Origin of the sequence: Bradyrhizobium diazoefficiens (assembly GCF_016616885.1) — a bacterium.
GTDB classification, from domain to species: Bacteria; Pseudomonadota; Alphaproteobacteria; order Rhizobiales; family Xanthobacteraceae; genus Bradyrhizobium; species Bradyrhizobium diazoefficiens_F.
Genome location: NZ_CP067102.1, coordinates 1480548 through 1492883 on the forward strand (window position 1 = coordinate 1480548; position 12336 = coordinate 1492883).

The following is a 12336-nucleotide window of genomic DNA, read 5'->3' on the forward strand; positions in this document are numbered from 1 at the left end:
CTCTCTCTCTCTTGGGCATTCGGCCTCATGCTTGGGTGGCGGGCGTGAACTTGTCGAAATACATCCTGGCCGGGTCGATATCGGCCATTTGCAGGGTCGGCAGTGCGGCATCGATCATCGGCGATGGACCGCAGCTATAGGCGTCCGCTTCCTCGGTATTCTCCATGTCGAGCAGGTGGCGGCGCAGCACGTCGTGGATGAATCCGGTTTCGCCGTTCCACTCCGAATCCGCTTCGACATGTGACAAGGCGGGAATGAACTTGAAGTCGGGCATCCGCGCTTCAAGGTCGGCGAAGACGTCGAGCGCGAACAGATCCTGCGTTGTCCGGGCGCCGTAGAAGAAGCGAACCGGGCGCGTCTCGCCGCTTGCCGCCTGATCGAGCAGGATCGACATCAACGGTGCCATGCCAGATCCGCTGCCGACCAGGATCATCGGCCCGTCGCGCTGCTCGCGACGGAAGCAGGAGCCATAAGGCCCCTTCACCGTGATCGGATCGCCGGTCTTCGCCTCGCCGATCGCGGTCGAGAAGGCACCGCCGGGATAACGCTTGATGATGAACTCCAGGCGATCGGGCTCACTCGGTGGATTGCCCATCGAATAGGAGCGCGTGATCTCCGCGCCATGAAGCGTCAGGTCCGCAAACTGTCCGGCCCAGAACTTCATCGGCTCGTCTAGGTCGATCGCGATGCGAACGATGTCGTGCGTCAGCGGCTCGACGCTCGCCAGCTTTCCGTTGAACGCCTTGACTGCGATCGAGCGCGACAGCAGGTCCTCGTCATAGTTGAGCAGCTCGACCTCGACGTCGCTATAGACGAGCGTCCGGCACAGCAGGACATGACCGCTTTCCTTCTCCGGATCGGAGAGCGCGAAGGTCGAATATTTGAGCATCTCCACATCCCCTTCGTTGAGGATGCATTTGCACGCGGAGCACTGCCCTTCCTTGCAGCCGTGCGGCAGGGCGACGCCCTGGCGGAAGGCTGCGTCGAGGACGGTCTCACCTTCCTCCACTTCCATCTCGACCCCTACCGGCTCGAAGCGCACCTTGTGCACCGCCGGCCTGCGCTGAGGCATTTCCCGTCCCATGATCATTCTCCGTGAGGCAGTCGCAGCGGATGCCGGGGGAGGCGGCGACACCACCTCCCCGGCCGCCGGTGGGGGGTTCAGATCCGGCGGATCTTGAAACCCTTGCGATAGTCCTCGACATGTTTGGCCCGCGCCTCGGGCTTCAGTTCGCGCAGCGCGAGCAGCGGGCTGCGGATGGTGTGGCCTCGGACATGGTCAAGCGTCCACATGTCCTTCTCCTCGAACGACATGTGCGGCTGAGCGATCAGTGTCTTGCCGTCAGGACGCACGAAGCCCATGTCAACGATGGCGTCGGCGAGATCCCAGCCGTCATAGACCTCTTCCCACTGGCGGCGGCCCGAGAAGCGGCCCATCGCCGGGGTCTGACGGCCCTGATATTCGGCGGCGAACGCTTCCTTGTGGGTCCAACGATCGACCTCGCTGGCATAGGTGAACAGCTCGCCGTCCACCTCGTCGACGCAGAAGTCCTCGCGGATGACGCACGGCACCAGGCTCGACCAGCAGCGATGCGGATAAACGTAGCCGGTGTCGGCGAAGGTGATGATCTCGCTGCCGGGTTTGGAGAGTTTCTCGTAATTCTCCCACCAGGCGCCGAACTCGTCGTACCACCCCGGATACTTGACCTCGAACCATTCGAAGTCGCGCTCGGTCTGCGCCTCGATCCGCCAGAAATTCGCCCACCAGCCGGCCGAGATGGCCTGCGCGAACTTGTGGACATAGCCCTTCTTGACGATCGAATCGAACGCCTCATGGACGTCGTCGTGGTGGATCTTGATGCCGTATTTTTCGAGCGGCAGCATGTAAGTGCGATAATAATCCTCGAAGATCCAGCGGTGCCACAGCTCCGCGTAGCTCTCCTTATTCTTGTCGCGATTCTTGGTGCCATATTCGATGATCGTACCGATGATCGCGTCAACGATCATGTGGTTCTGCCAGAAGGAATAACGAATATCGCGTTCCAACAGCAGATGATTATCTGGCTCCTTCAATACCGACATCAGCATCGAATGGCCGTTGCCGATATGGCGACTTTCGTCGCTCTGGACCGAGAGGAACACGGTCGGCAACGCATAGTCGCCGTTGCGTGCGGCCTCCGACGGCATCGCCACAAACAGCGTGTTGGTGAACGCCGTCTCGGCGGCGACTTGGAGATAGATATTCGATGCGGTGATCGCATCACCGGTCAGGAAGGCCTCGCCAAACTGCCGCCCGATCGTCGTCGCAGCGCATTTGCCGAACGCCTTCTCAGTGATGTCGAACCCGGCCGGATCGATATAATTCTCCATGTACCATTTCTTGAGGTTCATCTGGATGGTCGAGTGCCGGAACTCGTCCACCATCTGCATCGTGAAGCCGGTGCGCAGATGATCGCCGGGGGCGAGCTGCCCGAGCGGCGCCATTGATCGGGCGGCCGAGATCTCGGGGAAGGGGATGATCGCCAGGAACAGCTTCATCCATTCAATCCAGCGCGGCTCGACGTTGCGGAACATGTCGCCGCGCAAGGCTGCGTCGAGCGCGCCATAGACGCGATTGTCCTTCTCTTCCTGCATGGGGAAATAGGAACGCAGCACCTGCTTCATCGGGTCGCGCGGCGACTTGCTGATCTTGTAGTCGGTCGGGACCGCCATCGCGTCCTGCACATAGGACGGGGTCCAGCCCAGATCGGCGATGAGGCGCGTCGCCTCCCCGATACTGATGCCCTTCTGGCTTGTGATCTTGTTGAGTGTGAGTGCCTCAGTCATCGCTCATCTCCTTTCCCTGGCGCGGCGGGGCCTTTTGCGGTTTGGCTGTGACGAGATGGCCCGATCATCAGGCACGGCCACCGCTTGAGTCCGCTCAGCAACATACGTGCCAAGGGGAGAAGTGCTGGATTCTTGGAATAGGCGGAGCGGGGCGCGTCATCGATGCGACACGGCCCGCAACACTATTGTCCCGTCGGTGACGCAGATCTGTTCCGTCGATGCGCGATGCGGGTCCGCCGATCGTCTTCGGCTCTGCACAGAAACGACCTGTTTCCGTCACCCAAGCGCCTCACCTTCCAGCCTGGCATTTGCCATCGCCTCACCTCCTCCCATCAGCTCATGCCGGCCTGTATCCCAAGCGAACCGCGCGATGACGAGGTGGAGGCCTCATGCCGGCTACGGTGGTTTTGGGAAATTGGCGAAGCATGAGGTGAAGCAAAATCGACCTCGAGATGGGAATCTCGCGCCAGTTGGGAGCCGCGGCGCGAACATCTCATTTGAATTGCAATTTGCTTTCCTTGAGCGATCGCCATCGCGCGATCCGAAATCCAGAACCTGGGCCGCCTTACTGAGTAACGACAGGCTTTGATGGAGGCGTTTTGAATGCTTGAGGCGCAAGGATATATCGCAATTTCGGTCATCTATTTGGTCGTCGCCTGGGGTCATTGGCGGTTTTCAAACAAAGCTCACGTTGCGACCGGCCAATCGACGGCGAACAAATCGAATGAGCAAGGAGCCAGAGAATGAACAAGGAGACCCTGATCATCTGCGCGAGTTACGCTACCATCGCACTGATCTACTTCGCGATGGCGATTGCTCATGCGCTGGGCATTTAGAAGAAGCCGGCGAGTGAGAGAGCACTCGCGGGCTTGATTGCTAGCTCTCAGGGCTGGGTTTTGTCGGTACTGGCTGGCAATGGCGAGCACCGAACACTACCCATATAACCGAGTTTCTCAAGGTCGATGGACGAGCTAAGGTCGCGATTCAATCTTGGCATCTCCATGACCTTCGATGGGGATGGCACTGCATGAGCCAAAGACAATGTCCGATCCTTCACTCCGGAGGCTTGAGTCTCTTGGATTGCCGGAGGGGACAACATGATCTGTCCTTCCCGATTGGCAAAGGAAGCCCGCGCGGTGTTGATCTGTAAGGCGATTTCGGAAATCTCATTTTTCCTGTTCTTTAGCTCTGCTCTGATTTCCTCTTGCTGCTTCACAAACGAGGCGACGACATTCGCGAGCGATTCCGGGCGCGCAGCCTTAAGGGACTGATTGATCCAGTGCATCTCGGCAACTTCAGCTCGCAACTGGAGCGAGAAGTCGATCATGGTAATCGTACTCGCAATTAGAGCGACGCCAGCTAGTCCAAACCCTAGACGCAAGCACCATCGCGTAGTGAATATGCGTGCAATGGAGTCTGCAGCGGCGCCGAACCGCCCATGTGGGTGGAGTTCCCGAGGCTTCGGGCCGCCCTGAGACGTTCCCGTCAGCTCGCGCAAGGCCTGCGGCATTTCGGGGCGCAGTCCCGCTGCTCGCAGCTCCTCTCGAACGACGGCGTCCGGATAATCGAGGATATCCGTATGATCTTCCGGCGGGTTCGCATCGAGGCGAGCCAAGATCGTTTCGATAAGCGATTTACCCATGTTCACTCCTCCAGATCAGCGATCTTGGTGCCAGACGGCGGCTTGCGTTTGACGCGCACCTCGTTCCTTCCAAGCTCCAGAATGATGCGGCGCAAATTCTTCTTGAGCGCGTCCACTTTTTGAGGAGAAACACTCATGGCCTCGGCTATTTCACGCGAGGTTCTCAGTCCTGCGAGCATATGCATCGCCACCTCGTTGGCCCCAGAGTCCTGTTGTTCGATGAGTTGCGAAAGACTCGCGATCGACAGCGCGTCGTCTTGCGTGGGACGCGTGGGGAAGCGGATCACCGCTTCATCATCGAAATCGAACAACCTTGCGCCTGGTGACCTCATCTGATCGCTGCGAATGCTTCGCATGATGCCGACGAGATAGACGAAGAGCTCGTATCTTTTTAAGTCAACCGTCCTGGTTGTGAAGCTCCGCGTAATAGCTTCTTGCGCAAGTTGTTCGGCTTCGTGCCGCCTGTTCGCTCGGCCGGCACTCATCCGATAGGCGACAGCGAGGACTCTCGGATAGAGGTCGTCCCAATCGATGTCGTCCACCCAGTCCGGTCGTTTTTGCATTCTTCACCGCCTTGATCGAGGCAATTCTAATGCCCGCGCCCCATCGGGGTCGCGAACAGCTGAATCTCATTTGGCATAGGCGAGCCTGCGGCACGTTTTCATCGCCACTTACACCAAATAAATTCGAGAACATAAAAATCTTTGCAAAAACAGCGGCTTGTTGTTTTGGCAAGAGACTTCCGGCGCTACGGGCTCGGCGATCCGCGAGCTCGGCTTCGAGGTGTTCAGCTATGGGCTCTTCACGAAGGGCACCGACAAGGAGACGCTCGTGGTGATCAATCAGCCGGTCGCCAAGTTGCCGTCCAGCCCGGGCGACATCGTCAGCGCGGATGATGACGGCGTGATGGTCGTGCCGAAGGCGACCAGCGCCCCGGTCGTGAAAATCGCAGCACGAATTGAAACGCCGCTTTCCCGGGCGTGAAGTCCGCATGCTCGACATGAGCGCGATCCTCAACGGCGGCGGTCTCATCAGGCACCTGACGCAGCCGGTGCCGATGTGAGCGCTCGGTCCGGTTGGCCTACCGGGCAGAGCTAGCCCTCGTGTAAGCGCCTGAGCCTCCCTACGAGTAAGGCAGTCCCATTGCCATCACTTGCGAAACCACGGTTGCTTGGGCTTGTGCGGCCAAGCGCGACGGGACCATTTGGTATTACCGCAAGCTCAGCGAGACTTTCGATGCCGTCCTGCCGGGCGCGCCGGCTCGGCAACTCGCTCTTACGGTTTTCATCTTCCCGCCTGATCAAATCGGCTCCGCGACGGGTCATCCCGACATTGGCCTTTGGGCTGATCAGGTCCAACGTTTGCGATGACATCTTCTTGTCTTGAAAATCCGCGAGTTCGGATGGACACTTGCCTCAAGTCCTTGGCCATCATTAATCCGAGGAAGACGATCATGGCGATCCAGATCGTGATGGATAGTACTGGCGACAGCCGTTACTTTTTCAATCCAGACGATGCACGAGAGCTCGCAAAGGCGGAGCGGCGGTTCTACGAACTGACCGACGCCGGCTTCACCGCGGCGGCACGGACAGGTCCGGGTCACGTATCGCAAATGCGATCGTTCGACCCCAACGCGGAGGAAACCGTCTTCTTCCCCAGGCTGGTCGGCGGGTGATCGGCCCACGCCATGTTTGGCTTCAGATCATCTCATCCGCGTGAACGCCGGCGCGCGCGAGCGATTCGGGCTCTCTTCATCAGACACGGCGCCGAGAGAACTCCGGAGGGCCGCTCGCTGCAGCTCTTGCGGAAGTGGCTATCGCCGGCCCAGCGTGCGCAGTTCGCGGGAAAGGGCTATTTCGAGGTCATCGGTGGCGAGACTGGCAGGCAATATAGGATCTACGCGGGCGGGTCGACGAACGTCTGCGAGGTCGACGAAAAGGGCTATCCGACGCGCGGCCTGTGTTTCATGCCGCGTGGTGATCTGCCGATCGGAGATGTTATGCTTTCCCAAAAGATCGCGCTGGAATGCTGCGAGAACCGCGCGCTCCAGGTGGCCAGGAGGTTCGCACCGACCGGTTTCATGTTCCGGCGAAGCCGGCTCCTTGGTTGAGCGCAACGGCCCTCGCTTGGACATCGGCGAAAGATGTTGCGTAGCGGAGACCAGGACGTGCTGAATTCGATCGGAACACCTGTGAGTGCCCGGATGACCACAGCAACTAAGCTGACATTCGAGGCTATACGTCCTGGGTGTCAATTTCTGATCGCCATCTCCTTCGAGCGGCTCCGACGTGGTGCACACGGGGAGCACGAGATCGATCTTGCAGACGACGCCAGTCGGCTCGAACAGGATCTCGTCCGACTGCCGAACTGGCCGAGGGCGCGCGACAGAAGGCGCAGTCCCAATTCGCTTTTCGGCGGAGCGTAGACCGGCAGCCATTTCCCGTTCTCTGGACCGAAGGGTCAGCCCCTCCCATTGGCGAAGCCAAACCAGGCGAACGGGAGCGCGACGACGCAGAGCGCCGCCATGCAAAAGAATGCCGCCCCGGCATAGGAAGCATATAGTGCGCCTGACAAGTAGATCAGTACTGCCGTTAGCAAGCCTGAGCCAAAGGCATAGAGAGCTTGCGCAGTTGCGGCGACGCTTGCTGCGACGAGCATCCCCATCATTCGCATGCAGGCGAGATGAAGCAGAGCGAACGTTAATCCGTGTAACGGCTGTATCAACGAGAGCAGCAACACGGAGGTGGTCACGCCCGCTACAGACCAGCGGACGATTCCGGCCGCAGCTGCCAAGACAGCCGCGCCACGCACGCCAAACCTATCCAGGAGTGCTGGACCGGCGAGCATGAACACCAACACTTCAGCAACCACCGCTTCCGACCACAGGAAGCTGATCGTCGAAGTGCTGATGCCCGCGTCGCTCCACCTGATGACTGCAAATACATCGTGCACTGCATGACTGCCATAGATCAAGGCTGATGCGATAATCATCATTCGAAACTGCGACAGACTGATCAGCGCTTTCATCTCTGACACAGCAAAGGGCGGCGACCTCTGCGATCGGGCTTGCCCAGGTAACAATGCAGTGGCGCCAGTGGCGGCGATCAGAAAGGCAGCGTTCATCCAGATAACCGGCGTGAGATCGGCTGGGCTTACGAGTTGTCCGGCGATCAGTGTTCCCAGGACGAAAGCCGCGGAGGCAGCCCCTCGTATCCATCCGTACTCGAATGGCCTTCCGGCAAGCCGAGGCCTCACAGTATTGACCGATAACGCATCGGCGATCGAGGTGGTGGGAGCGAGAGCGGCAGCCTGAGCCAACGCGACAACAAGCAATAACCAGAATGTATCAGCCCAGAGCAACGCGACGGCTGCTGAGGCCGCCACGGCAGCGCAGGCTGCGAGCACGGGGCGCAATGACCCGAGCCGATCCCCCAGCATAGCAACTAACGGTCCGGAAACGAGCCGCGTCAGCATCGCGGCGGCGAGGATCAGGCCGATCTGCTGAGACGCCAGAGCTCTCGTTTCGAAAAATTTTGGCCAGAACGGAGATGCGGCGCCGAACGCCGCGTAGAGGGCAACGTAGACGACTATATAGGCGATTGGTGCGGGAATGCGCACAGGGAGGGCCTTATATCGGTTACTCTATTGCGTGCACGACCCTGGGGACGTTCAGGCGAAGAACGCAAACCAATCGGAGAACCGGCTGCGAAAGCGAAGTCTGGCCGTATCGCACCAGCCGGATCAAGTCGATCTGCGCTGCTCGGTTCGCCAAGTGACGGGCGCCCTTCTCAGTTGTACCGGCACTCCGGACGACGCCCAAAAAAAACGAGTCCTGTAGGTCAGTCATGCCGACTAACGCCGATTACGGTCCGCTAAGCGAGTGAGGACGTACCTTGAGTCCCTGATCCCGACGATCACTTCGCCATCTCCCGAACAAATTATGCCGCATCTTGCCGAAAAGTAATTGGCGCACCGGCTCTTGAATGGGGCGGTCATGGAGAGCTCTGCGTTCTCCGCGTTCCCGCGCGGCATAATTTCGCGCGTCGCGTTGGTACCGACCAGTTCAATGACCTTGTAGACGCTGTCGGGCGTGTCGTCCTCCTATTCGCTAGGCGCAGGAAATCTAGCATCGCGATCTTGACGCTGATACGCCTCGGAATGCCGTGGCAAAGAGTGCGATTGGCTGTCGCTTTCATGTTTGACCAAACGCAGGACTCGGGCGGCCCTCCGTCGGGGGATACGTTCGCATTTCAGCCCCCAGGGACGCTCACATGGAATCTTCTTCCCGCCAGTTAGCTTGAGCACATATATTTGCCGGCTGCGTTCGTCGCGGAAACCGCGTGCCTCGTGTGAAGGTTGGCTTGATGCACGGGTAAATTGACCTTGGGCCCGCCAACTGCGGCGGGTGACAACGCGAATGCATGTCTGTTCGTCGCAAGCGTTTACGCCTACGGCGTCGAGATCAATCCACGAGCTGTTGCAACTATCCAGCGGTTGCCCCAACGCACGATAGAATCGATTCGGCCGATGCCGGGGACCACGTCCCCTCGTGCTGCCATTCGAATCCCATCGGGTCCTTCGAGCACCGCCGTTCCGCCGCGAACCTCAAGGACTGCCCACCCCCCAATAGTCGTTGGTCTTGTCTCCGGGACCGACAGGAGCGGCCCCGGAGGCCCGAGCGAGCCGGTCACAGACGTATCCGGCTCGAAAACCGAAGAGGTTGGGTTCAAAGCTTCCGGCGATTGCCCCCCACTCGACGCTTTGACCAGAGGCTTCGGAGCAAGGCTCGCGCTGACTGTGGAGGGCTGACCTAAACCGGGCGGTGTTCGCGAGCTTGCTATCTTTCGGGCGCTTTCGGCCTTACCGCCTGACTTTGTGTCCGGCATGCGGCGCGAAGCCGGTTCTATTCGAGCATTTGGATTGAGAGCCGAGATGGTTGCAGGAGCATACCAGGCACCGGCCCATCCCAATCCAAAACCTGCAGCCAATGCGACCGCGACGAGCCAAATAGTGGGTTTTGAATGACCGCTTGGCGCCAATAGCGCCAGGACCTCATCTCGATTGGAGGGCAAGAAATCGGATCGGTCGAGCGTGACGGGCCACGGGACCGTCTCGATTATTTCCAAGGTATTGGCATGGTGCAATTGCATGCTCGGGTCCCTTGTGATCCCCAATGATCATGCCGGGAACTAAACCAACCCTTAACGACCGATGCACCTCAGCACGAATAAAGACAGCGGTTGATCACGCAGGCCGGGACCTCGACCACATGATCATGGGCCGTGTTTTGCAACCTTGAGCGGCTGGACCGGCCTTGCATTCGGACCCGTGGCTCACGTCCGGAACACAATGAATCCATGGCGCCGCCAGATTTGAGCCGCATGGCCGCCTATGTCGGTACGAAGGGTCATGCCGGGCGGGGCGCAACACCGGGAGTTTTCGATGTCCGGTTATTTGCGAATGTGCTTCGTCAGTTTGGCTCTTATTGAAACTCTTTCGACAGGCCCTGCGTCTTCCAATCCTCTTGCGGATATCTTCAATACTGCTGCACCCCAGCCTACGGTGACCTCTCCGCCGCAAGCGGAATGCTTGGGACGCCCCGGCAACTCGACCCCCGATAGCCTGCATTGGGTCTACCGAATGGACGGGCACCACAAATGCTGGTTCCTGACCGAGGGTGTGGCGAAGGTAAAGAAGACCGTTCGTCGACGCGTGGTGAAAGATAACACCGCCAGTTTGGACGAGAACGGAGCCGCGCGGCCCAGGCAGAGCGGGGTCGTTGATGCGCGCGCGGAGTTGCTGCGCTCTGCACCGGCCGAGCCGTCTCAGCCGCCTCACCCCGAAGTCAAGGTAGCTGATGCTGCCTCCGATCTCGATACGGGCACCACTCTGATGTCGGCGCCCCCCAATCGCTGAGCACGGCCGGCCCACGCACTCCGTGCCGAACCAAGTCGATGTTGAGCAACCTCTCGCGGCCGCGCCGGCCAACGATGTGGTGACCTCGCCCGAACCTCCGACTATCCCGATCGGCGTGCTTGTGCTCACTGCAGAGGCTCGTAACGAGGCGCCGAGCCAGACGGCAACTTGGCTTGGCGTACTACTGATGATTTTGGGGATGCTCTCCATCTTAAGCTCGAGCCGCTCGCTTCGGCACGCGGTGAGACTGCGCCACTGAAGCGCACTAGCCAGGCTTACCTGACGCGTCGCCGCGCGGTCGATGAGATCTAGCTCGCTGGTATAGCCGAATTGCCACACGTACAAAGGTTCCGCACCCATTCATTGAAGTTTGGCGCGGCCTGAGACGGACATTCGAGTACGGTGACGGTCCCCCTTTGGGAGGGACTGCATCATGCGGTACAAGGTGTTCGTGGTGGACAGCAGCCGGCGCGTGATTTGCGTCGCAAAGCTCGACTGCATTGACGAGCAGGCGGCGAGACGTCGAGCCGAACAAATGTATGGCGAACACGACGTTGAGCTTTGGGAAGGTAATCGCCTCGTTGCTGTATTTCGAAGTGCAACGTCGACCGAACAATCGAGGCGACCGCTCCGTCCCACATAGACGGCCGGTCTTACCGCCGGGTTAGTTCGGTTAGCCATGGCGGCGTAACAGGTTGCCGACACGTCGCATCGAAGCTCAAGAACTAGAGGCGCAGCCGCCAGATGCTCCCAGTACTGTGCCTCTGCGAGCAGTCTCGAATGCTGCTTACCAGGGTCCTGTTCGTTTAAGCGCATCTTCCCACCATGGCGCGCGTGTCCAGGAGCGTGCGGAAGGCAACGCATTCATGCGAAGCTCGGACCAATGCCGGAATCCGAACACCGACCGAACGCGAGCACTCTTCCAATTGGTGGAGAACCGAACCATATTGGCAATCAGCCCGGCGCAAAGGCCGAGCTTGCTTCGTCGCGCTCAGTGCTGCTTCCCGTTCAATTCTCTCAGTAAGGCATGTAGGAAGTCGCTGGCATGATCGTATTCGACGCGGCCATCGGCAACCGCGCGAGCGCGCGGACATAGGACATTGCCAACAGTCTCGGGATCGAGTGTGTTGACGCGCTCAGACCACAGCTCGAGTAGACCGTCAGGTATGTCGTCGCTGGATCTGAACAGCTTCGTGAGGCAATGCTCGCCATCGTGCTTCTGATCGTGGTGCGCTTTGGCAGCATAAAAGGCGAACAGACCGCGGAATGCTTCGCGGGAAACAGCGATCCTGACCATTATTCCCCCCTAATCACTGAAGTGTCGCTACATTCTAGCAATCTGAAAAAGTAACCGAAAATAACACAAGGCCGGATCGGGAAAAATAGGAAAGTGCGTCAGTAAAGTTGCCGCAGGGTTGGTAGCCCGCCCATTGCGTAGATGGAAAATCGGAGTTCGCGGGCCACTTCCCTTTTCGTTGCTTGACCCTCTTGGGCTGGGACCGCGCTTGTCCCAAGATGGCAGTGTTCTACTTACTCGGAAGCTGTGCCCGAGGTGCGGCAAGCCGATGACGGCCGTCCCCGACGATATAGCGGAGGGCAAGCAGCGCTACGTCTGCACAGTTTGCGACGGCGACCCGCTGCACGATCCGCGGCGCGCAAGCGGGCCGAAAGCCGCTGAAGCCGCCCGCGAGGCAGCGCACGATGTGGGCTCAAGGGAGCCGCGGAGTCAGAGCCAAGGCCGATGCGCCCTCAGGCGTGATCTCGTAGCGGTCGGCCTCCCGTTTCATCCAACCTGCGCGCACCATCTCTTCCGCCATCGCGACGCGGCACAAACGCTTGTTGCCGCCTGGGTGAAACAGCCCGCCGTCACGCGCCTGCAGGTGTCCGTATAGGCGGGCCTGGCACAGGACCCGGCGCATTGCCGGAGATGGAACGTCCATGGCCATCAAGCT

General features: G+C 59.6%; 11 protein-coding genes. 4 read left to right on the top strand and 7 right to left on the bottom strand.

All coding sequences use genetic code 11. The features are described from left to right. Positions 1-25: 25 nt before the first annotated feature. The 4 genes from JJC00_RS06850 to JJC00_RS06865 form a co-directional block, all read right to left on the bottom strand. Entirely contained in the window at positions 26-1084 is a 1059-nt protein-coding gene (locus JJC00_RS06850) for an NADH:ubiquinone reductase (Na(+)-transporting) subunit F (protein WP_246774105.1), read from the bottom strand. Between the two features lie 77 nt (positions 1085-1161). Next, positions 1162-2826 (bottom strand): methane monooxygenase, encoded by a 1665-nt coding sequence (locus JJC00_RS06855; RefSeq protein WP_200471936.1) that lies wholly within the window; start codon positions 2824-2826, stop codon positions 1162-1164. 883 nt (positions 2827-3709) lie between these two features. Continuing rightward, positions 3710-4468: a hypothetical protein gene (locus tag JJC00_RS06860; RefSeq protein WP_200471937.1), complete on the bottom strand. Its 759-nt coding sequence runs from the start codon at positions 4466-4468 to the stop codon at positions 3710-3712. Positions 4469-4470: 2 nt separating this feature from the next. Continuing rightward, the gene (locus tag JJC00_RS06865; protein ID WP_200471938.1) at positions 4471-5031 is read right to left on the bottom strand and encodes a sigma-70 family RNA polymerase sigma factor; all 561 of its coding nucleotides are present in this window, start codon (positions 5029-5031) and stop codon (positions 4471-4473) included. Positions 5032-5188: 157 nt separating this feature from the next. Between JJC00_RS06865 and JJC00_RS06870 the strand changes: the two genes are divergently transcribed. The 3 genes from JJC00_RS06870 (at position 5189) to JJC00_RS06880 (ending at position 6578) form a co-directional block, all read left to right on the top strand. Then, the gene (locus JJC00_RS06870; RefSeq protein WP_246774106.1) at positions 5189-5452 is read left to right on the top strand and encodes a hypothetical protein; all 264 of its coding nucleotides are present in this window, start codon (positions 5189-5191) and stop codon (positions 5450-5452) included. Positions 5453-5921: 469 nt separating this feature from the next. After that, the gene (locus JJC00_RS06875) at positions 5922-6143 is read left to right on the top strand and encodes a hypothetical protein (RefSeq protein ID WP_200471939.1); all 222 of its coding nucleotides are present in this window, start codon (positions 5922-5924) and stop codon (positions 6141-6143) included. A gap of 12 nt (positions 6144-6155) precedes the next feature. Then, a complete protein-coding gene (locus JJC00_RS06880; protein WP_200471940.1) occupies positions 6156-6578 on the top strand; it encodes a hypothetical protein in 423 nt (140 codons plus the stop codon). A gap of 350 nt (positions 6579-6928) precedes the next feature. On the opposite strand, the gene JJC00_RS06885 is transcribed toward JJC00_RS06880, so the two are convergent. Then, complete coding sequence (locus JJC00_RS06885) at positions 6929-8086, bottom strand: MFS transporter (RefSeq protein WP_200471941.1); 1158 nt, start codon at positions 8084-8086, stop codon at positions 6929-6931. A 1824-nt stretch (positions 8087-9910) separates the two neighbouring features. Between JJC00_RS06885 and JJC00_RS37835 the strand changes: the two genes are divergently transcribed. Then, the gene (locus JJC00_RS37835; RefSeq protein ID WP_246774107.1) at positions 9911-10384 is read left to right on the top strand and encodes a hypothetical protein; all 474 of its coding nucleotides are present in this window, start codon (positions 9911-9913) and stop codon (positions 10382-10384) included. 991 nt (positions 10385-11375) lie between these two features. On the opposite strand, the gene JJC00_RS06895 is transcribed toward JJC00_RS37835, so the two are convergent. Both JJC00_RS06895 and JJC00_RS06900 read right to left on the bottom strand, forming a co-directional pair. Then, positions 11376-11681, bottom strand: a complete 306-nt coding sequence (locus JJC00_RS06895) for a hypothetical protein (protein ID WP_200298236.1) — start codon at positions 11679-11681, stop codon at positions 11376-11378. A gap of 412 nt (positions 11682-12093) precedes the next feature. Continuing rightward, on the bottom strand, positions 12094-12330 hold the full coding sequence (locus tag JJC00_RS06900) for a hypothetical protein (protein ID WP_246774108.1): 237 nt from the start codon (positions 12328-12330) through the stop codon (positions 12094-12096). Positions 12331-12336 lie beyond the last annotated feature (6 nt).

What these genes read in the sequence shown, in the direction of transcription:
- JJC00_RS06850 (WP_246774105.1), bottom strand. Translation starts at nt 1,084, where the DNA reads ATGGGACGGGAAATGCCTCAGCGCAGGCCGGCGGTGCACAAGGTGCGC.
- JJC00_RS06855 (WP_200471936.1), bottom strand. Translation starts at nt 2,826, where the DNA reads ATGACTGAGGCACTCACACTCAACAAGATCACAAGCCAGAAGGGCATC.
- JJC00_RS06860 (WP_200471937.1), bottom strand. Translation starts at nt 4,468, where the DNA reads ATGGGTAAATCGCTTATCGAAACGATCTTGGCTCGCCTCGATGCGAAC.
- JJC00_RS06865 (WP_200471938.1), bottom strand. Translation starts at nt 5,031, where the DNA reads ATGCAAAAACGACCGGACTGGGTGGACGACATCGATTGGGACGACCTC.
- JJC00_RS06875 (WP_200471939.1), top strand. Translation starts at nt 5,922, where the DNA reads ATGGCGATCCAGATCGTGATGGATAGTACTGGCGACAGCCGTTACTTT.
- JJC00_RS06880 (WP_200471940.1), top strand. Translation starts at nt 6,156, where the DNA reads ATGTTTGGCTTCAGATCATCTCATCCGCGTGAACGCCGGCGCGCGCGA.
- JJC00_RS37835 (WP_246774107.1), top strand. Translation starts at nt 9,911, where the DNA reads ATGTCCGGTTATTTGCGAATGTGCTTCGTCAGTTTGGCTCTTATTGAA.
- JJC00_RS06895 (WP_200298236.1), bottom strand. Translation starts at nt 11,681, where the DNA reads ATGGTCAGGATCGCTGTTTCCCGCGAAGCATTCCGCGGTCTGTTCGCC.
- JJC00_RS06900 (WP_246774108.1), bottom strand. Translation starts at nt 12,330, where the DNA reads ATGGCCATGGACGTTCCATCTCCGGCAATGCGCCGGGTCCTGTGCCAG.